19 protein-coding genes are annotated in these 18,903 nt (G+C 65.8%); 10 read left to right on the plus strand and 9 right to left on the minus strand.

Features of this window, described 5'->3' with window-relative positions; translation table 11 throughout:
• Nucleotides 1–30: 30 nt before the first annotated feature.
• Nucleotides 31–651 (minus strand): TerC family protein, encoded by a 621-nt coding sequence (locus CK489_RS24350; RefSeq protein ID WP_095734092.1) that lies wholly within the window; start codon nt 649–651, stop codon nt 31–33.
• Between the two features lie 271 nt (nt 652–922).
• Complete coding sequence (locus tag CK489_RS24355; protein WP_094193790.1) at nt 923–1,267, minus strand: hypothetical protein; 345 nt, start codon at nt 1,265–1,267, stop codon at nt 923–925.
• Between the two features lie 270 nt (nt 1,268–1,537).
• On the opposite strand from CK489_RS24355, the gene CK489_RS24360 reads away from it, so the two are divergent.
• Nucleotides 1,538–2,365, plus strand: a complete 828-nt coding sequence (locus tag CK489_RS24360) for an SDR family NAD(P)-dependent oxidoreductase (RefSeq protein ID WP_095734093.1) — start codon at nt 1,538–1,540, stop codon at nt 2,363–2,365.
• Here the strand turns inward: CK489_RS24360 and pdxR are convergent.
• Nucleotides 2,343–3,785 (minus strand): MocR-like pyridoxine biosynthesis transcription factor PdxR, encoded by a 1,443-nt coding sequence (pdxR, locus tag CK489_RS24365; RefSeq protein ID WP_095734094.1) that lies wholly within the window; start codon nt 3,783–3,785, stop codon nt 2,343–2,345. The two genes, CK489_RS24360 and pdxR, sit on opposite strands and share 23 nt — an antisense overlap.
• Nucleotides 3,786–3,873: 88 nt before the next feature.
• On the opposite strand from pdxR, the gene CK489_RS24370 reads away from it, so the two are divergent.
• Both CK489_RS24370 and CK489_RS24375 read left to right on the plus strand, forming a co-directional pair.
• Nucleotides 3,874–4,293, plus strand: a complete 420-nt coding sequence (locus tag CK489_RS24370; protein WP_050627063.1) for a cupin domain-containing protein — start codon at nt 3,874–3,876, stop codon at nt 4,291–4,293.
• Complete coding sequence (locus CK489_RS24375) at nt 4,290–4,757, plus strand: carboxymuconolactone decarboxylase family protein (RefSeq protein WP_050627062.1); 468 nt, start codon at nt 4,290–4,292, stop codon at nt 4,755–4,757. The genes CK489_RS24370 and CK489_RS24375 overlap by 4 nt, the downstream gene beginning before the upstream one ends.
• Before the next feature lie 37 nt (nt 4,758–4,794).
• Here the strand turns inward: CK489_RS24375 and CK489_RS24380 are convergent, their stop codons facing one another.
• From CK489_RS24380 to CK489_RS24400, 5 genes are all read right to left on the minus strand, one after another.
• Nucleotides 4,795–5,712, minus strand: a complete 918-nt coding sequence (locus CK489_RS24380) for a DMT family transporter (protein WP_095734095.1) — start codon at nt 5,710–5,712, stop codon at nt 4,795–4,797.
• A 129-nt stretch (nt 5,713–5,841) separates the two neighbouring features.
• Nucleotides 5,842–6,390, minus strand: a complete 549-nt coding sequence (locus CK489_RS24385; RefSeq protein ID WP_095734096.1) for a GrpB family protein — start codon at nt 6,388–6,390, stop codon at nt 5,842–5,844.
• Between the two features lie 56 nt (nt 6,391–6,446).
• Nucleotides 6,447–7,043, minus strand: coding sequence for a DUF2889 domain-containing protein (locus CK489_RS24390; protein ID WP_050627060.1), 597 nt, complete (start codon nt 7,041–7,043; stop codon nt 6,447–6,449).
• A 100-nt stretch (nt 7,044–7,143) separates the two neighbouring features.
• Complete coding sequence (locus CK489_RS24395) at nt 7,144–8,700, minus strand: acyl-CoA synthetase (RefSeq protein WP_095734097.1); 1,557 nt, start codon at nt 8,698–8,700, stop codon at nt 7,144–7,146.
• The gene (locus tag CK489_RS24400) at nt 8,630–9,547 is read right to left on the minus strand and encodes a TetR/AcrR family transcriptional regulator (protein WP_349626941.1); all 918 of its coding nucleotides are present in this window, start codon (nt 9,545–9,547) and stop codon (nt 8,630–8,632) included. Before CK489_RS24400 ends, CK489_RS24395 begins: the two co-directional genes overlap by 71 nt.
• On the opposite strand from CK489_RS24400, the gene CK489_RS24405 reads away from it, so the two are divergent.
• The 5 genes from CK489_RS24405 to CK489_RS24425 are packed head-to-tail and all read left to right on the plus strand — an operon-like array spanning nt 9,538 to nt 13,560.
• The gene (locus tag CK489_RS24405) at nt 9,538–10,722 is read left to right on the plus strand and encodes a lipid-transfer protein (protein WP_095734099.1); all 1,185 of its coding nucleotides are present in this window, start codon (nt 9,538–9,540) and stop codon (nt 10,720–10,722) included. The genes CK489_RS24400 and CK489_RS24405 overlap by 10 nt on opposite strands.
• A gap of 8 nt (nt 10,723–10,730) precedes the next feature.
• The gene (locus CK489_RS24410; RefSeq protein WP_095734100.1) at nt 10,731–11,162 is read left to right on the plus strand and encodes a MaoC family dehydratase N-terminal domain-containing protein; all 432 of its coding nucleotides are present in this window, start codon (nt 10,731–10,733) and stop codon (nt 11,160–11,162) included.
• Nucleotides 11,159–11,566, plus strand: a complete 408-nt coding sequence (locus tag CK489_RS24415) for a MaoC family dehydratase (protein ID WP_095734101.1) — start codon at nt 11,159–11,161, stop codon at nt 11,564–11,566. Before CK489_RS24410 ends, CK489_RS24415 begins: the two co-directional genes overlap by 4 nt.
• 8 nt (nt 11,567–11,574) lie before the next feature.
• Entirely contained in the window at nt 11,575–12,402 is an 828-nt protein-coding gene (locus CK489_RS24420; RefSeq protein WP_095734102.1) for an SDR family NAD(P)-dependent oxidoreductase, read from the plus strand.
• Nucleotides 12,403–12,414: 12 nt separating this feature from the next.
• Entirely contained in the window at nt 12,415–13,560 is a 1,146-nt protein-coding gene (locus CK489_RS24425) for an acyl-CoA dehydrogenase family protein (protein ID WP_095734103.1), read from the plus strand.
• 23 nt (nt 13,561–13,583) lie between these two features.
• Here CK489_RS24425 and CK489_RS24430 read toward each other — a convergent pair whose 3' ends face one another.
• Complete coding sequence (locus CK489_RS24430) at nt 13,584–15,074, minus strand: methyl-accepting chemotaxis protein (protein WP_158226499.1); 1,491 nt, start codon at nt 15,072–15,074, stop codon at nt 13,584–13,586.
• A gap of 889 nt (nt 15,075–15,963) precedes the next feature.
• On the opposite strand from CK489_RS24430, the gene CK489_RS24435 reads away from it, so the two are divergent.
• Together CK489_RS24435 and CK489_RS24440 are read left to right on the plus strand one after the other, a co-directional pair.
• Nucleotides 15,964–17,628, plus strand: a complete 1,665-nt coding sequence (locus CK489_RS24435) for a thiamine pyrophosphate-binding protein (RefSeq protein WP_095734642.1) — start codon at nt 15,964–15,966, stop codon at nt 17,626–17,628.
• Entirely contained in the window at nt 17,628–18,899 is a 1,272-nt protein-coding gene (locus CK489_RS24440) for an NAD(P)/FAD-dependent oxidoreductase (RefSeq protein WP_095734105.1), read from the plus strand. Before CK489_RS24435 ends, CK489_RS24440 begins: the two co-directional genes overlap by 1 nt.
• The last annotated feature ends 4 nt before the right edge of the window (nt 18,900–18,903 follow it).

Genomic DNA, 18,903 nt, shown 5'->3' on the forward strand with positions numbered 1-18,903 from the left:
GGGCCGAAAAGGCCCGCCGCTTTGCTTTCGTCAGACCGGCGCGACCTTGGCGATCTCGTTGGCGCCGCGAATCGTCATGTCGACGGCGACATAGAGGATCACGGCGAGGCCGACATAGGCGATCCAGCGGTGGTTCTGCAACAGCCGCGCGATGAAGGTTGCGGCCGCGCCCATCATCGCGATCGAGAGCGCGAGGCCGAACACCAGCACGATCGGCTGCTCGCGCGCCGCGCCTGCAACCGCCAGCACGTTGTCGAGCGACATCGAGACGTCGGCAACGATGATCTGCGTCGTCGCCTGCCACAGCGTCTTGCGCTGGCCGTCCGCGCCATCGGCGGCGTGTTCGGCAGTGGTCTCGTGCGCGTTGGCGCGCAGCTCCCGCCACATCTTCCAGCACACCCACAGCAAGAGGATGCCGCCGGCCAGAAGCAGGCCGACGATCTGCATCAATTGCGTGGTGAGAAGCGCGAACAGGATGCGCAGCAAGGTCGCGGCGCCGATGCCGATCAGGATCGCCTTGCCGCGTTGGTTCGCCGGCAGACCGGCCGCGGCAAGGCCGATCACGACGGCATTGTCGCCCGCCAGCACGAGGTCGATGACGACGACTTGCAGCAATGCGCTGAGCGCGTCGAGTGAAAATAGTTCGGACATGGATCATCCCCTTGAGGTCGGGGAGTGGACCGTTCGACGAAACCGGATGCTGCCGTCATCCGACGGCAAATCCGCCGCGACGGTGTCGCGTCGCGGGTCGAGGCAGGGCCACTCCAACTGAGTTCCAGTCCGACATCGCAGCTTGTGGCTGCCAGAGGGGCCCGGCCTGGGATTACGGTCGCTAAGGCGCGATGAGAAGCGTCATCGCACTTTAGCTTCTTATTTGAGCATGATCTGTTCGGAAAACCGCTTCACGCTTTTCCGGATCATGCTAGTCCGGACGCAGCGCTGCTTCTTCTTCGAAGAACAGCGCCGCCTGGTCCGGCTCGCCGAGGATCGCCGCTGCACACCCCATGAAGGTGAAGGCACCGGCAAAATCCCACAGCGTGAGATTCGCCACGCTTGCGCGCACGCGGATCACGCGCGCCGCAAGCGCGGCCATGGCTGCCTCAGCGAACAACACGAGGCTGAGCGCGGGCAGCACGAGTGCGGGCTCAACCAGACGAAGCGTCAGGATGATCGGCAGCGCGGTCAACGCTGCAAATAGCAGGAGCATGCCGAGCGGCTCCCGCGAGGGAGCCTTCAGCACGAACTTGCCTGGAATGGTCGAGGACATTCCAAATCCTTGCCGATCCAAATCCTTCAATCGCTGTCTTGTCGTTCGTCGCGACGATATCAGAATGTGCTTACCTTGACGCGCGGCGCGGCGCCGCGCGACCGCAGGCCGCGCGACAGATTGTGCACCTCGCGGCCGTGGCGAGGGTGGTGCGCGGGGCCATTTCGGCGCCGTTTTGGGGCTGATCGCGCCGCAGTCGCCATGGCAAACCCCGCTGCGGGGATTTATCTTTGCTGCAGCGCTGGGCGAACTGATCGAAAGGCAATTTCGATGAATATGGCAGGCAAGACGGTGCTGATCACCGGTTCCACCGACGGTGTCGGCCGCTACGTGGCGATGAAGCTGGCGTCCGCGGGCGCCCGGGTCCTGATCCACGGCCGCGATACCAAGCGGGCGCAGGTCCTCGCCGACGAGATCAAGCGGGTCAGTGGCCGCGAGCCGATGTTCTACCAGGCCGACCTGTCCTCGCTCGCCGATGTCCGCGAGTTCGCCCAGCTCGTGCTCGACGACCAGGAGCGCCTCGATGTCTTCGTCAGCAATGCCGGCATCGGTTCGCAGAACGAGGGGCCGGCGCGGCAGACCAGCAAGGACGGCCATGAGCTGCGCTTTGCGGTCAACTATCTCGCCGGCTTCCTGCTCGCGCATCTGCTGCTGCCGCGGCTCAAGGCCAGCAGCCCGGCGCGCATCGTCAATGTCGCCTCACTCGGCCAGCATCCGATCGATTTCGCCGACGTGATGATCACCAGGAATTACAGCGGTGCACGGGCCTATGCGCAGAGCAAGCTGTCGCAGATCATGTTCACCATCGATCTCGCCGCGGAGCTGGAAGGCTCCGGCGTCACGGTCAACTCGCTGCACCCGGCGACCTATATGAACACCACGATGGTGCGCGCCAGCGGCGCGACGCCGATCTCGACCGTCGAGCAGGGTGGCGACGCCATCCTGCGCCTGGTTCAGGACGACGACGTCGCCGGCAAGAGCGGGCTGTTCTTCGACGGCAAGCGCGAAGCCCGCGCCCATGCGCAGGCCTATGACGCGGAGGCGCGCCAGCGGCTGCGGGCGCTGAGCCTTGCGCTCACCGGCTTGCGGGCTTCCTGACCCGGCGCGAGGCCGGCGTGCCTTGAGCGCGGATCACCTCGAACAGACGCTTGCAGGCAACCGGAACGCCGCGATCCGGCACCGTTGCAATGCCGAGCAGCAGGCCCGGCTGCGCGCGCTTCGGAGAGAGGTACCACGGCGAGAGCGGTGCAGGTGCCAAGCCGTGCGCCAGCGCCTGCCGTACGATCGCGACATCGGAGGTCCTGTCCGGCAGCGTCAGCATCACGGCGAGGCCGGCCACCCGCACGTCGTTGCTCCACGGCCGCAGCGCTGACGTCAGCGCATCGCGGCTGTCGCAATAGGCCCGCTTGGTGCGCCGGAGATGGCGGATGTAGTGGCCATCACGTATGAACTCCGCGGTCGAAAGCTGCACGGCCGGTCCGGGGGCCGGAACGAGGCAGGTCGCGACATCGGCGAACTGCGCGGCCAACGGCTCGGGCGCAACCAGGAAGCCGAGCCGCAGCGTCGGCGAGATGGTCTTGCTGAAGGAGCCGAGATGAATCACCCGGCCGGCGTGATCGAGCGAGGCGAGCGCGGGCGCGGCACGGCCATCGAGCTGCAACTCGCCGAGATAGTCGTCTTCGATGATCCAGCCGCCGGTTTGCGCGGCCCAGTCGAGCAGCTGCGCGCGGCGCGTCGCCGACAATGGCGGACCGAGCGGCGCCTGCTGTCCCGGCGTCACCACTGCGAGCGCCGCGTCAGGGGCGTGCCTCAGGCCATGTTCGACATCGATGCCGTCGCCGTCGACAGGGATCGGAACCAGCGTCAGCCGGGCGAGCTCGAGCCCCTTCCGGGTCAATGGAAATCCCGGCTCTTCCATCCACGCGCGGCGGCCATCGAGGCCGAGTACACGGAGCGCTAGGCCAAGTCCGCCGCTGAAGCCCGAGGTGATGACGATCTGCGCCGGTGAGCATTCGAGCCCGCGCGCGATCGCAAGATGCGCCGCGATCTCACGCCGCAGCTCGAGCTCGCCGCGCGGATCGCTGTAGCGGGTCACGGCGCTCAACTCCGCCCGCACGGCGCGGGCGCGGATTCGCGCCAGCAGCTTTGCGGGGAGGGTATCCTGCGCGGGGACGCCCATTCGGAAGTGCCCCTGACCGTTGAGGTCCTGAAACATCTCGGCGACCGGGCCGGGCGCGACCGGCGTGTCGGGCTTGGCGGCTTTTCGAGGCCGCTTCGCAACCGTCGTGCCATTCGCCTTCGACGACACGATGTGCTGCGCATCCGACAGCTTGTCGTAGGCTGCCCGCACCGTGCCGCGGGCGACGCCGAGCTGTGCGGCGAGGTCGAGCCACGACGGCAGCCGAGCGCCGGGCACCAGCACGCCATTGTCGATCGCAACCGCGATCGCCTTGCGGATCTGCTCCGAGAGCGGCGTCCGGGCCGAGCGATCAAGGGCGATGGGAAGCGGATTTGGCATGGCCCGTGGTACACCAATTCAGTTCATTCTTGGTGCTTCTTTTCAGCCCCGCGCGCCCGCATCTATCGGACAGCAACGGAGGCACCAGATGAAGACCCTTTGGACGACGCTGATCGCCTGCGCCGCGCTTGCGACCCCGGCGATGGCACAATCGGTGACGCCGAAATTCGAGCAGGCGATCACGAACATTCCCGGCAAGTCGCTGGTCGCGGTCGAGGTCAATTTCGCGCCGGGCGAGACCTCGGCGCCGCACCATCACGCCAAGTCGGGCTTTCTCTATGTCTACGTCGTCCAGGGCGCGATCGAGAGCCAGCTCGGCGGCGAGGCAGCGCGCACCTATCGGGCCGGCGACAGCTTCTTCGAGCCGCCCGGCACGCATCATGTGCTCGCGCGAAACGTCAGCAGCACCGAGCCGGCGAAGCTGCTTGCCGTCTTCGTCGTCGACAGCAACGACAAGGCGCTCACGGTCTACGACAAGGCAGACCGAACGGAAGGACACAAGCAGTGAGCATGCGCATCGACTACGGCAAGGCCGCGCCCGCGGGCATCAAGGCGCTCGGCGGCGTCTATGGCTATCTCACGCAATGTGGACTTTCCGCGCAGCTGATCGAGCTGGTCTATCTGCGCATCTCACAGATCAACGGCTGTGCCTATTGCCTCGACATGCACACGCGCTCGCTCTTGAAGATGGGCGTCAGGACCGAGAAGCTGGCGCTGCTCCAGGTCTGGCGCGAAGCGGAAGCGCTGTTCGACGCCGAGGAGCGCGCGGCGCTGGCGTGGGCCGAAACCGTCACCCGCGTGGCGGAGACCGCGATCCCGGACGACGACTATCAGGCCGCGCGGGCTGTGTTCAACGAGAAGCAGCTGGTCGACCTGACCATCGCGATCGGCCTGATGAACACCTACAACCGGATCGCGATCGGCTTCCGCAACCCGCCGCAGGCCGTAGCCGAGCATTCCGCCGCGGCTTGATCTTCCGGGCATCAGATCAGGACAATTGCAAGGCTGCCTAACTTTGCCGTTGCGCGAGGTAGAATCCAGCCAATACGGTTACCAAGCCGGCGGCCTGTAGCGTGGTTGGAGGCTCGCCGATCAGGAGCCATCCCAGCAGCAGGGTCAGCACCGGTACTGTCGCAGGAAAGACCGCTGCGCGGGCAACGCCGAGCTGCTGGATCGACAGTGCGAACAGATACATCGCCGCGGGGCCGGCGAGGATACCCTGGGCGACCGCCTGCAGCGCATTTTCGTTCAGGCCGATCGCCGCATCGCGCGCCAGTCCTCCCGAGCCGGCATAGAGTGGAAACAGCGAAAGCGACAACACGCTGATGACCGTGGCCACCGCGAACGCAGACACGCGCCAATAGCGCACCAGCGTCGCGAAGCCTGCGAACATCAGTCCGGTCGTCACGAAGATCAGATCGCCCATCACGGCGCTCGATCCCATGTGGCCGATCGACTCGCTGCCGATCACGGCAAGCCCGGCCACGATGGCCACAGCGCCGGCGACCCGGGAGAGTGAGATCGATTCCTTCAGCAGGACGACGGCGAGAAACAGTCCGCCCAGGGTGGCGCAGGAAGGCTGGATCACGCTGCCATGCCCAAGCGGCACGAACATGAAGCCGGTATAGCTGATCAGCGACATCACCGGTCCGCCCAGCAGCATCAGCGCCATGCCGCGGCCCCATCCGATGCCGCAGAGATTCCCGAGGCCGGCCCGGAGCACGAGCGGGATGAACGCGATGCCTGACCACAGGAATCGATGCATCAGAAGGTCCACGGGCGTGAACCCGACTTTCAGGCCGTGCCGGGTCGCCACGAAGCCGAGTGCCCAGCACAGCGCCGCGCCAAGGCCGCTTCCGACCCCGAGCAGTACGGCTTTCGTGTCCGGAGGGGCTGCGGCCTTGGCGCCGGCCGTATGTTCGCTCATGCCGGACGACTACGTGAGCGCGCGGCGCGGATCAACCCATTGCGATGCAGGGCTGCATGGCGCAGCGGCCGATCGCGAAGACCCATGTCCGGCGATGATCGTGCACCCGTGCCGGGGACCGCTTGTGCTTCAATCTCGTACCGCTGCGTGCCAAGCTCGAGCTTTTGCCGTTGTCTCCTCGACGAATGCGGTTTTGCCGTTTCGATATGCCCCGATGTTGTCGTTTGACGAAGCGGCAAGCTCGCACTTGATATCGGCGTAGGCGCGGGCTGCCTCGGGATGTGCGCGAAGATAGTCGCGAAACACCACCAGTGTCTCCCATCGCGGATGCGACGGCTCCATCATATGAACATGGTGGGTCCACGGACCCGGCGGCCCCTTGCGGAAGAACAACTCGCGGGGGAGCCATGACGCGTATTCCGGCACGTAGATATAGCCAAGCGCCTCAAGCGGAGTGATGCATTGCCGCCGGGCCTGTTCGAGGTTGGGGATGCCAACCAACAGGTCGATGATCGGTTTCGAGGGGAGGCCCGGAACGGCCGTGCTGCCGATATGCTCGATCGCCAATGCGAACGCGCCGAGCGTCTGCTTGATCCGCCCGCACTCCTGCGCAAACAAGGTGGGCCAGTTGGGGTCATAGTCGGAGACGACGATCGACCCGGCACCGTACTTCTCCACGCTCACCTCCTGATCGTCCGTTACAGACTATCACGTGGGCGGCGGCGGTGCATCGCTCACGAACCCTGCTTCACTTCGACAGGCTGCTTCGCGAACTGCGGAAATGTCTCGGCGACGACCGGTCCATCCAGTCGCCACGAATAGCAGCCGCCGACGAAGAACGGCGGCTCGGTGACATCGCGCTGATGATCGAGCGCGCCACGGCCCTGCGGGTCCTTGCCGGAGGTCGCGGTCTGGAACAGCGTCGTCACCGCAGGACCCAACAACTCGGCGAGATGGGTGCAGGTCTCCAACTTGCCGATCTTGCGGCGGACCAGCTCGCGCCAGCCCTTGCCGATGCGTTCGCCGACCAGCCGCTGCAGGATACCCTCGACGTCGAGGCAGGACGGGTACGGCGTTGAGGCCATATTGGTGCCGGTCTCGCGGATCGTGAAACTGTCGTCGACCGCGAGCCGCAGCCTGATGTCGTGCACGGGATCGTCAGGTTGTTGCAGGCCGCGATGCCTGTCCTGTCGTGCATAGGGCTTGGTGTCGACCAGCCGCGCCTCGACCTCCCACAGCCCGTCGTCGCGGAGATAGCCGAGACATTCGACGGAGCGGCGGTGCATCAGGCGGCGGGGCTTGCCGTCGGCGTTGGTATCAGGTGCGGACATCGGAACTCGCTGGATTGAATCTGGATCGATCCAATCGGCCGCGTGATCCGATGTCAACGCTCATGGCGCGCGCAGCGCCATGCCCTGCGGGTCTCCGCCGTCAGCTCACCCGCCGCTCGCGGTTCTCCCAATACGGCTTGCGCAGCTCGCGCTTCAGGATCTTGCCGGCACCCGACAGCGGCAGCGCCGTTGCGGTGATGTCGACGCTGCGCGGGCATTTGTAGCCGGCGATCAGCGCCTTGCAGTGCTCCATCAGCTCCTCAGGCGTGGCGCTGGCGCCGCTCTTCATCACCACCACGGCGTGGACCTGTTCGCCCCAGCGTTCGCTCGGAATGCCGATCACGGCGCATTGCGCCACCGACGGGTGCTGGGCGAGGGCGTTCTCGACCTCGGCCGAATAGACGTTCTCGCCGCCGGAGATAATCATGTCCTTGACGCGGTCGACCACGTAGACGAAACCGTCCGCGTCCATATAGCCGCCGTCGCCGGTGTGCATCCAGCCGTCGATCACGGCGCGCGCGGTTTCCTCCGGCCGCTCCCAATAGCCCATCATCACCATGTCGCCGCGCACCGCGATCTCGCCGACGGTGCCCGTTGGTACCACCTGATCGAGGGCGTCGACGATCTTCACTTCGGCACCCAGCGTCGCCCGGCCGGCGCCGCGATGCCGGCCCTTGGCGCGGCCGTCGCCGATATGCTCCTTCCAGTGCAGCAGCGTCGCGATCGGCGACAATTCGGTCATGCCGTAGGCCTGGGTGAATTCGACATGCGGCAGCGCCTTCATGGCGCGCATCAGCACCGCGTCGCTGATCACGGAGGCGCCGTAGGCGATCCGCTTCAACGACGACAGGTCGTAATTGCCGAGCGTCGGATGATCGACGAACATCTGGATCATGGTCGGCACCAGCAGCACGTCGGTGACGCGCTCCTTCTGCACGGCAGCGGCGACGCCGTCGGGCGTGAAGCCCTGGATCACGACATTGGATCCGCCGGACAGCAGCACCGAATACATCGCCGCGCCGTTGGCGAGGTGGAACATCGGCGCCGCGTGCAGGTAGATCGTGCTGCTTGGCCACAGGCCTTCGCCGAGCGCGTTGAGCGCGTTGGCCATCAGGTTGCCGTGGCTCAGCATCACGCCCTTGGAACGGCCGGTGGTGCCGCCGGTGTAGAAGATGCCGGCGAGATCGTCGCGCGTGCGCATCGCATCCGGAACGGGTTCGCTGCGCGCGATCAGCGTCTCGTAGCTCTCCATGCCTTCAGGCGCTTCGCCCTCGTCGGCGTAGACCAGCTTGAGACCGGGGATGGCGCCTGCCAGCATCGTGCCGACCGCCGCGAATGCCTTGTCGACGAACAGGATCGTGGCGCGGCAGTCGCGCAGCGCGTCCTCGTTCTCGATCGGCGACCAGCGGATGTTGAGCGGCACGATCACGGCGCCGGCCCAGCCGACCGCCAGATAGAGCTCGAGATAGCGGTCGGAGTTCAGCGACAGGATCGCGACGCGGTCGCCATTGTCAGCTCCGAGGCCCCGAATGGCGGAAGCGAGGCGGGCGACCCGTTCGCCGACTTCGCGCCAGTTGCGGCGCCGTTCACCGCAGACGATCGCGAGCCCGTTTGGATTGACCTGCAGCGCGCGCCGCAGCCCGTGTGTGATGTTCACTCCTGTCCTCCCTTGGTGCGTTTCCCTTGCGAGGCGGTTTGTCCGCCTTCTCTGCAGCCGGAACGGCTGCTTTCTGCGTTGTCTTGCGCGTTGCGGTCGTGGCGATCCCCTCGGTGAGGCGGATCGCGAATTCCTCGGCGACGGCGCGTCCGGTCATTTCGCCGCCGGGCTGGAACCAATGTCCGATCCAGTTCAGCGAGCCCGCGATCGCGAACGCCGCGAGCTTCGGGTCGCAGGGTTTCACCGAACCGTCCTCGACGCCATCGGCGATATAGTCGCGGAAGGCGCGGTCGATCCGCCGCTTGGCGGTCTGCACGATCTTGCGATTATCCTCGCTGAGATCGCGGAGGTCGAAGCGAACCAGGCTCTTGCCATAGTCCTCAGTCATCAGCTCGGCGTAGCGGACGATCAGCTTGCGCAGCTTGTCGAGTCCCGAGCCGCCGGCGGCCGAGGTCTCGGCGATACAGTCGTCGACTAGCTCATTACCGATCGACCAGCATTCGTAGAGGATCTCGTCCTTGCCGCGGAAGTAATTGTAGAGCGCCGGCTTCGTGATGTTGAGCCGTCTGGCGACCTCGTTCAGCGTGGCGCCGTGGTAGCCCTGTTCCAGGAACAGAGCGACGGCCGTGCGCAGCACCGCCTCGCGCTTCTCGTCGCGGGCGCGGCGCCGGCTTTCGAAGGGCAGCCAGGGGGACCGGCTGGAGGAGGGGATGTGACCGTCGTCCATATCTTGAAGCCGGTGTCCTGAAGCCGATGTCGCATTGACTCTGCGTGATGGCCCGTATATTACCCATGGGTAATAAATAGTCCAGTGGGTAATTTTCGGGAGGACACGCGATGACGTCACGCACCTATGTTGCCGGGGTCGGCATGATCCCGTTCGTCAAGCCCGGCGCCAACGCGCCGTATCACGTGATGGGCGCCGAGGCCGCGAAGCTCGCGCTTGCCGATGCCGGTCTCGATTACGGCAAGGTCCAGCAGGCCTATGTCGGCTATGTCTATGGCGACTCCACCTGCGGCCAGCGCGCGCTCTATCCGGTCGGCATGACCGGCATCCCGATCGTCAACGTCAACAACAACTGTTCGACCGGATCGACCGCGCTGTTCCTGGCGCGGCAGGCGATCGAGTCGGGCGCGGCCGATTGCGTGATGGCGCTCGGCTTCGAGCAGATGAAGCCCGGCGCGCTGGGCGCCGTGTTCACCGACCGCCCGAGCGCGTTCGACGATTTCGATGCCGCCGCCGACAAGTTGGTCGACGCGCCCGGCGTGCCGCTGGCGCTGCGCTATTTCGGCGGTGCTGGTCTCAGCCATATGAAGAAATACGGCACGCCGCTCTCGGCGTTCGCGAAAGTACGTGCCAAGGCGAGCCGCCACGCCAAGAACAATCCGCTGGCGCTGTTCCGCAAGGAGGTCACCGCCGACGACGTGATGAACGACCAGGTGATCTGGCCCGGCGTGATGACGCGGCTGATGGCATGCCCGCCGACCTGCGGCGGCGCCGCCGCGATCCTGGTCTCGGAGAAATTCGCCGACCAGCACGGCCTCAACAAGCAGGTGCGCATCGCGGCGCAGGCGATGACGACGGACACGCCGTCGACCTTCGGCGCCTCCGACATGATGCAGGTGGTCGGCTACGACATGGCGCGCGATGCCGCCAGCAAGGTCTATGAAGCGGCCGGCATCGGCCCCAGGGATCTCGACGTCGTCGAACTGCATGACTGCTTCGCGCATAACGAGCTGATCACCTATGAGGGGCTCGGCCTGTGCGGCTTGGGCGAGGCCGCGAAGTTCATCGACGACGGCGACAACAGCTATGGCGGCAGGATCGTGACCAATCCGTCCGGCGGCCTGCTGTCGAAGGGCCATCCGCTCGGCGCCACCGGGCTTGCGCAGTGCTACGAGCTGACCCGGCAACTGCGCGGCACCGCGGCGGCGACGCAAGTGGAGGGCGCGCGGCTCGGCTTGCAGCACAATCTCGGTCTCGGCGGCGCCTGCGTCGTCACGCTTTACGAACGCGCCTGAGGCAGCCCATGGTCGATCAATCCGCTGTCGGGCGTGAATTCACGCCGGTGACCGCGCGCGTCGAGCCGGGACGCCTGCGCTTCTTCCTCAATACGCTCGGCGAGACCAACCCGGTCTACCGTGATGTGGCGGCGGCGCCGGTGCCGCCGACCTATCTGTTCTGCCTGGAGATGATGGACGCGACGGTCCCGTTCGAGTTCCTGACCGCGCTCGGCATCGATCTTGCCCGGGTGCTGCACGGCGAGCAGCGCTTCGACTATCACGCCCCTGTCGTGGTCGGCGACACCCTGACGTTCCAGCCGCGTGTCGCCAGCGTGACTGAGAAGAAGGGCGGAGCGATGACGCTGATCGTGGTCGACACCCCCGTCACCAACCAGAGCGGCGTCCATGTCGCCGATGTCTCGCGCACCATCGTGGTGCGCAATGCGAGGCCGTCATGAGTGCTGGCGTTCCCTCGGTCGGCGATGTCATCGTCCACAAGGAGTTTCCGCCGATCACCCGGCATCGCCTGGCGCTGTATTGCGGTGCTTCCGGCGACCACAACCCGATCCATGTCGACATCGACTTCGCGAAGGCGGCCGGTTTCCCCGACGTGTTCGCGCACGGCATGCTTGTGATGGGTTATCTCGGCCAGGCGCTGACCGATGTGGTCGCGCCGTCGCGGATCCGCTCGTTCTCGACCCGCTTTGCCGCGATCACCCAGCTCGGCGCGCAATTGACCTGCGAAGGCACGGTGACCGAGTTGATCGAACAGGGCGGTGAGCAGCGCGCAAAACTCGCGCTCACCACCAAGGACCAGAACGGCGAGATCAAGCTCGCCGGCGAAGCCATCATCGCGCTCTAGGAGAGACCATGTCGAAACTGCAAGGAAAGGTCGCGCTCGTCTCTGGCTCTGGCCGCGGCATCGGGCGGGCGATTGCGCTGAAGCTTGCGAGCGAGGGCGCGCGGGTCGTGGTCAATGACCTCGATGCCGAGCCGGGCAACGCCGTCGTCGCCGAGATCAAGGCCATGGGCGGCGACGCGATCGCGGTCAATGGCAGCGTGACCGAAGCCGGCTTTGCCGATCGTTTCGTAGGCAGCGCCATCGAACAGTTCGGCGGCCTCGACATCCTCGTCAACAATGCCGGCTACACCTGGGACTCGACGATCCAGAAGATGACCGACGAGCAGTTCCAGGCGATGCTCGACGTCCATCTGGTCGCCCCGTTCCGCATCATGCGCGCGGCGTCCGAGCCGATTCGGGTGATGGCGAAGAAGGAGGCCGAGGCGGGTCGCGAGGTGTTCCGCAAGGTGGTCAACATCTCCTCGATCGCGGGCCTCTACGGCAATGCCGGGCAGGCGAGCTATTCATCTGCAAAGGCGTCGCTGATCGGGCTGACGCGGACGATGTGCAAGGAGTGGGGCCGCTACAAGGTCAACGTCAATTGCGTCGCCTTCGGCCTGATCAACACCCGCCTGACCCAGCCGATCGAGACCCAGCAGAAGACCATCGATGTCGCCGGCCGCGACATCAAGGTCGGCGTGCAGCCGCAGATGCTGGAGGCGATGGGCCGGATGATCCCGCTCGGCCGCGGCGGCACCCCGGAAGAGGCCGCGGACGCGGTCTATCTGTTCTGCAGCCCGGAATCGAACTACATCAGCGGTCAGGTGATCGTCGCCGGCGGCGGTCTGCTGATTTGATGCGAGGATAGCATGCACTACCGATCTTCCTGGATGACCGAGGAGCTGGACACCTTCCGCGACCAGTTCCGCAAATTCCTCGCCAAGGACCTGGCGCCGCACGCCGAGACATGGCGCGCGCGGAAGCTGGTCGACCGCTCCGCCTGGCGCGCGCTCGGCGAGATGGGCGCGTTGCTGCCGAGCGTGCCCGAGGCCTATGGCGGCCTCGGCACCACCTTCGCCTATGATGCCGCGGTGCTCGACGACCTCGAGAGCACGGTGCCGGAGCTGACCACCGGCGTCTCCGTGCACAGTGCGATCGTCGCGCATTACATCCTCAACTACGGCTCGGAGGAGCAGAAGCAGCGCTGGCTGCCGAAGATGGCCTCGGGCGAGATGGTTGGTGCCATCGCGATGACCGAGCCCGGCACCGGCTCCGACCTGCAGGCGGTCAAGACCACCGCGAAGAAGCAGGGCAATTCCTACGTCATCAACGGCCAGAAGACCTTCATCACCAACGGCCAGGCCGCCGACCTCGTGATCGTGGTGGCGCGCACCGGCGCGCCCGGCGCCAAGGGCATCTCGCTGATCGTGGTGGAGACCGCCGGCGCCGAGGGCTACCGCCGCGGCCGCAACCTCGACAAGATCGGCCTGCACGCCTCCGACACCTCTGAGCTGTTCTTCGACAATGTCACGGTGCCGCCGGAAAATCTGCTTGGCAACGAGGAGGGCAATGGCTTCGTCCAGCTGATGCAGCAATTGCCGCAGGAGCGGCTGTCGCTCGCGATCGGCGCGGTCGCCTCGATGGAGCGCGCGGTCAAGATCACCGCCGAATACACCAAGGAGCGCACCGCGTTCGGCAAGCCGCTGATCGAATTCCAGAACACGGCGTTCACGCTCGCCGAGCGCAAGACCGAGGCGGTGATCGCGCGCGTGTTCGTCGACTGGTGCGTCGAACGGCTGGTCGTCGGCGACCTCGACACCGTGACGGCCTCGATGGCAAAATGGTGGTGCTCGCAGAAGCAGGTCGAGACCGCGGACGAATGCCTGCAGCTGCATGGCGGCTACGGCTACATGCAGGAATATCCGATCTCGCGGATGTTCATCGATTCCCGCATCCAGAAGATCTATGGCGGCACCAACGAGATCATGAAGGTGTTGATCGCGCGCTCGCTGTAGGCGGGCGCGCGATCTCGGCGACGTTACATCGCCCGCACGTTCTTGAGGAACTTGTCGACCTGGACCTCCAGCTCGGACGCGTTGCTAGCGACTTCTCCGGAGGCCGCCAGCACGTTCTCGGCGGCCTTGCTGGCGTCGTCGATCGCCTTGGTGGTTCCGTTGATGTTCGCGGTGACCTCCTTGGTGGCCGCGGCCTGCTCCTCGACGGCGCTGGCGATCACGGTCGAGATCTCGCTGATCTGGACGATGACGCTCGAGATCGCCTTCAGCGCGGAGGCGGTGTTGCCGGTCGCGGCCTGCATCTCGTTGATCTGCGCCGAGATGTCCTCGGTGGCCTTGGCGGTCTGGTTGGCCAGCGCCTTGACCTCGGAGGCAACGACAGCGAAGCCGCGCCCCGCCTCGCCGGCGCGGGCGGACTCGATCGTCGCGTTGAGCGCGAGCAGATTGGTCTGACCGGCGATCTGGCTGATCAGCGCGACGACGTCGCCGATCTTCTGGGCCATGGTCACGAGGCCCGCGACCAGTTTGTCGGATTTCTCGGCTTCCTCGACCGCCATGCGGGCGATGCGGCTCGCCTCGGACACCTGGCGGCTGATCTCGTTGACGGATGAGGAAAGCTCCTCCGACGCGGACGCCGCGCTTGCCGAGCGCTGATTGACGAATTCGGCGGTCGTGGTCAGCGATCGTGCCGTGCCCTGCATCTGCGTCGAGGCCGATGACAGCATCCCGGCAAGGCCCTTTACATCCCTCTCGAAATCGTCCGCGAGCTTCACATTGCCGGTCACCACCGACCAGCTCAGCATCGCGCCGGTATAGTTGCCGCGCTTGTCGGTCAGCCCGGAGACCCTGAGGTCGAGCGTTTCCGGGCCGAGCTTGATCTTGGCCGCGTGCGGCAGGTTTTTGGGATCGCCGACGATGCGGCGCTGATGCGCCGGGTTCTTGTGGAAGATGTCGAACGAGTTGCCGAGGATCTGGTCCGGCCGCACCGGGAGCAGATGCTTCACGGTGTCGAGCGTCTTGAGGCTGGTCTGGTTGATGTACGTGATGTTGAAATCGGTATCGCACATCATGATGTTGATCGGCATGTTGTCGAGCATTTGCAACAGCCGCTCGGTCTGGGTTTCGAGCCGCGCCTTCTCGGTCGCGAGCTCCCAGGTCAGCATCGGCCCGCTATAGCGGCCGCGCGAATTGGTCATCGCCGTCACGGTGAGATCGAGCGTCTCGCCGCCGATGGTGATGCGGGCCTTGTGCGGCAGGTTCTTAGGATCGGACAGCAGTCGGCGCTGATGCTGCGGGTTCTTGTGAAAGATATCGATCGACTGACCGATCAGTGCGTCGACCTTCACCGGCAGCACATGCTCGATCTTCTTCAGATTCTGCCGCGTCGACTCGTTGATGTAGGTGATCCTGAAATCGCCCAGCTCGCAGAGCATGACACTGATCGGCATGTCGTCGAACAGCCGATATGAACTATCCGAGCCGACCACGCTCGCGACGCTCTTCATCCCCAACATGCATTGCCTCCAGCTTGATATCAATTGGTGAACCGAAACACTGCACCTGATCGGCAGCAGAAGGCGTTCCGCCGCCGGTGAGCGGGCAGGTGCGATACACGATCTACGAATTTGTGACTGCGTCGAACCGTAGGCGATTCGAGTTCCGTCCCAAAGCGCATGCAATGCGCCGCGCGTGATCGCGCAAGGCATCACGCGTGGTGCATGCGGTGCACACAGTCGATATCTGCGTGCAAGGCCGCGATTTGCTGTGGAATCCGGCGGTTCAGCGGCGCGTGATGCGAAGCTATCGATCGCCGCACCGTAGTCATACGGAAGCGCACGCGCGCGCTGCTTGTGATCGTTGTCGTGCACATGATGGAGCTGCGTGTGCAGTTTGTGCCACGCTGTCGTCACGCGCATCGTAGTGTGCCTGACTTCGATCGTCTCGCATTGTTGTCTTGCGCTTTCGTCTTGACGATGCGGCATGCGGATCATCGTCCGGCGTCCGCGCCGCGCGCGGCGATCGGCGTCGTGCAATGGCGGTTAGGCTGCCGCACCGTTGGTGGTAGTGAGCGTTATGTATGCACGTTTAAATAGATCGTTGCGTGATACCGGATCGATCCCGGCGACCGGCGTCGCGATATGGCGTCCGGCGGCGAGATGCGTCCAGGATGTGGACGGAGGGTATTGGCTTGCTCGCCGGCCCGGCCGCCGCGATCCGGCCCGCGATGCTCCGCTCTGCGGAAATCGATGATGAAACAGCGTTGCCCATTGCCAATCGCATGGCTTGACGTCGCTGCGGCCTCGCGACGCGGCTTCGGCCTTGCACCATATTTCCGTCTATCATACCCCGTGGGACGACGATCCGCGCGACGCCAAGGCGCGCCAATGCCCGCAGGGAGCCCTCATGACCAAAAGCAATGCCCGCACCGGAGGCCAGATCCTGATCGACCAGCTGGTCGCGCAAGGCGTGGAACGCGTCACCTGCGTGCCTGGCGAGAGCTATCTGGCGGCGCTCGACGCGTTGCATGACAGCCCGATCGATGTCGTGATCTGCCGCGCCGAGGGCGGCGCTGCGATGATGGCTGAAGCCTATGGCAAGCTCACCGGACGTCCGGGCATCTGCTTCGTCACCCGCGGCCCCGGTTCGACCAATGCCGCCCATGGCGTGCACATCGCGATGCAGGATTCCACCCCGATGATCCTGTTCGTCGGCCAGGTTGACACCGGCATGCGCGAGCGCGAGGCGTTCCAGGAGCTCGACTACAAGGCGGTGTTCGGCACCATGGCGAAATGGGCCGTCGAGATCGATCGTCCCGACCGCATTCCCGAGCTGGTCGCACGCGCGTTCCGCGTTGCGTTGCAGGGCCGTCCCGGTCCGGTCGTGATCTCGCTGCCGGAGAACATGCTGACCGAAACCGTAGCCATCGCCGACGCGCCGAAGGTCGAGCCTGCGGCCACCTGGCCGGCCCCGTCCGATCTCGAGCGTCTCGGCGCGATGCTCGCATCCGCCAAGGCGCCGATCGTGGTGCTCGGCGGCTCGGCCTGGACCGCAGAGGCGGCGAAAGGCATTGCGCGCTTTGCCGAGCGTTTTGATCTCCCGGTCGCGACCTCGTTCCGTCGCGCCTCGCTGATCGACGCCGACCACTCGCACTATGCCGGCGATGTCGGCATCGGCCCGAGCCCGAAGCTGAAAGACCGCATCACCGGCGCCGACGTGATCCTGTTGATAGGCGGCCGCATGTCGGAGATGCCGTCATCGTCCTACACGCTGCTCGACATCCCCACGCCGAGCCAGCAGCTGATCCATGTGCATCCCGGCGCCGAAGAGCTCGGCCGCGTCTACCAGCCGGCGCTGGCAATCCAGGCGACGCCTGCCGCCTTCGCCGCCGCGGTCGAAACCATGAAGCCTACGGCGACGCCGGCCTGGAAGGGCGAGGCGGCGAAGGCGCACGCGGATTATCTGGCCTGGACCGACAAGCCACGCGAGCTGCCGGGCAATTTTCAATATGGCGAGGTCGTCACCTGGCTGCGCGATCGGCTGCCGAAGGATGCGATCGTCTGCAACGGCGCCGGCAACTATGCCGGCTGGATTCATCGCCACCATCGCTTCCACAGCTTCGCGGCGCAACTCGCGCCGACTTCGGGCTCGATGGGCTATGGCGTGCCGGCGGCTGTCATGGCCAAGCGGCAGCATCCGGATCGCGTCGTCGTGGCGTTCGCCGGCGACGGCTGCTTCCTGATGAACGGGCAGGAGTTCGCTACCGCCGTGCAGTACGACGCGCCGCTGATCGTCGTCGTGATCGACAACGCCCAATACGGCACCATCCGCATGCATCAGGAGCGCGACTATCCCGGCCGCGTCGTCGGCACCCAGCTCAAGAACCCGGACTTCGCGCTGTACGCCAAGGCGTTCGGCGGCCATGGCGAGCGGGTCGAGCGCACCGAGGACTTCGCGCCCGCCTTCGAGCGCGCGCTGGCTTCCGGCAAGCCGGCGATCCTGCACTGCCTGGTCGATCAGCGCGCGCTGTCGGTCGGCAAGGATTTTGTGCCCGAGCAGGCTGTGCGCTGATGCCTGAATCCGCCCGCCGTCACGTCGCGATCATCGGCGCCGGCGCGGTCGGCGTGATCAGCGCCATCGAGGCGCAGCGCTGTGGCCATCGCGTTACCTTGATCGATCCGGGCGAGCCCGGCGGTCAGCAGGCGGCGAGCTATGGCAATGCCGGCTGGCTGTCGTCGCATTCGGTGATCCCGCCGGCCGAGCCTGGCACCTGGAAGAAGGTGCCGGGCTATCTGATGGACCCGCTCGGGCCACTCGCGATCCGCTGGTCGTATCTGCCGAAGGCCTTGCCGTGGCTGGTCAAGTATCTGCTGTCGAGCTGGACCGAGGCGCAGGTCGAGGCTACCGCGCGGGCGATGCGCGATTTGCTCAAGGACGCGCCGCTGCTGCACCGGCAGCTCGCCGAGGAAGCCGGCGTCCCCGAGCTGATCGAGCGGCGCGGCGTCATGCACGTGTTTCCGTCACGCGCGCCGTTCGACAAGGATCTCGGCTGGCGGATACGCAAGCGCGTCGGCATCGAATGGCTGGAGCTCAACGAAGACGAGATGCGCCAGCGCGAGCCCGATCTGCATCCGCGCTACAAGTTCGGCGTCGTGGTCGAGGAGGCCGGACGCTGCCGCGATCCGGGCGCCTATGTGACGGCACTCGCCGCGCACGCGATCGCGAACGGTGCCGGGCGCGTCGCCGCGAAGGCCACGGGCCTCAAGCTTTCCGGCGACAGGCTCGTTGCTGTGGTCACCGAGAGCGGCGAGATTGCCTGTGATGCGGCGGTCGTCGCCGCGGGCGCGCGCTCGAAGCAGCTGACCGCATCGATCGGCGATCCGCTGCCGCTGGAGACCGAGCGCGGCTATCACGTCATGATCGAGAGCCCGGAATCCGGGCCGCGCAATTCGATGATGGCCTCGGACGCCAAGATGGTCGTCAACTGGACCGACAAGGGGCTGCGCGCCGCCGGCACGGTCGAGATCGCCGGGCTCGAGGCCGAGCCGAACTGGAGACGCGCCGAGATCCTGCGCGAGCATCTGTTCAGCATGTTCCCGAAGCTGCCGAGGGATATCCCGCCATCGCGCATCAAGACCTGGTTCGGCCACCGCCCGAGCATGCCCGACGGGCGCCCCTGCATCGGTCATAGCCGCGCCACGCGCGATGTCGTCTATGCCTTCGGCCACGGCCATGTCGGCCTGGTCGGCTCGGCCCGCACCGGCCGGCTGGTTGCGCAATTGCTCAGTGGCCAGACACCGGAGATTCCGCTCGCGCCGTTCGCGCCGTCGCGATTTCTGTAGAGTA

It is taken from the genome of Bradyrhizobium sp. UFLA03-84, assembly GCF_002289535.1.
In the GTDB taxonomy this organism is placed as follows: domain Bacteria; phylum Pseudomonadota; class Alphaproteobacteria; order Rhizobiales; family Xanthobacteraceae; genus Bradyrhizobium; species Bradyrhizobium viridifuturi.

What these genes read in the sequence shown, in the direction of transcription:
- CK489_RS24350 (WP_095734092.1), bottom strand. Translation starts at nt 651, where the DNA reads ATGTCCGAACTATTTTCACTCGACGCGCTCAGCGCATTGCTGCAAGTC.
- CK489_RS24355 (WP_094193790.1), bottom strand. Translation starts at nt 1,267, where the DNA reads ATGTCCTCGACCATTCCAGGCAAGTTCGTGCTGAAGGCTCCCTCGCGG.
- CK489_RS24360 (WP_095734093.1), top strand. Translation starts at nt 1,538, where the DNA reads ATGAATATGGCAGGCAAGACGGTGCTGATCACCGGTTCCACCGACGGT.
- pdxR (WP_095734094.1), bottom strand. Translation starts at nt 3,785, where the DNA reads ATGCCAAATCCGCTTCCCATCGCCCTTGATCGCTCGGCCCGGACGCCG.
- CK489_RS24370 (WP_050627063.1), top strand. Translation starts at nt 3,874, where the DNA reads ATGAAGACCCTTTGGACGACGCTGATCGCCTGCGCCGCGCTTGCGACC.
- CK489_RS24380 (WP_095734095.1), bottom strand. Translation starts at nt 5,712, where the DNA reads ATGAGCGAACATACGGCCGGCGCCAAGGCCGCAGCCCCTCCGGACACG.
- CK489_RS24390 (WP_050627060.1), bottom strand. Translation starts at nt 7,043, where the DNA reads ATGTCCGCACCTGATACCAACGCCGACGGCAAGCCCCGCCGCCTGATG.
- CK489_RS24405 (WP_095734099.1), top strand. Translation starts at nt 9,538, where the DNA reads ATGACGTCACGCACCTATGTTGCCGGGGTCGGCATGATCCCGTTCGTC.
- CK489_RS24410 (WP_095734100.1), top strand. Translation starts at nt 10,731, where the DNA reads ATGGTCGATCAATCCGCTGTCGGGCGTGAATTCACGCCGGTGACCGCG.
- CK489_RS24415 (WP_095734101.1), top strand. Translation starts at nt 11,159, where the DNA reads ATGAGTGCTGGCGTTCCCTCGGTCGGCGATGTCATCGTCCACAAGGAG.
- CK489_RS24420 (WP_095734102.1), top strand. Translation starts at nt 11,575, where the DNA reads ATGTCGAAACTGCAAGGAAAGGTCGCGCTCGTCTCTGGCTCTGGCCGC.
- CK489_RS24425 (WP_095734103.1), top strand. Translation starts at nt 12,415, where the DNA reads ATGCACTACCGATCTTCCTGGATGACCGAGGAGCTGGACACCTTCCGC.
- CK489_RS24430 (WP_158226499.1), bottom strand. Translation starts at nt 15,074, where the DNA reads ATGTTGGGGATGAAGAGCGTCGCGAGCGTGGTCGGCTCGGATAGTTCA.
- CK489_RS24435 (WP_095734642.1), top strand. Translation starts at nt 15,964, where the DNA reads ATGACCAAAAGCAATGCCCGCACCGGAGGCCAGATCCTGATCGACCAG.
- CK489_RS24440 (WP_095734105.1), top strand. Translation starts at nt 17,628, where the DNA reads ATGCCTGAATCCGCCCGCCGTCACGTCGCGATCATCGGCGCCGGCGCG.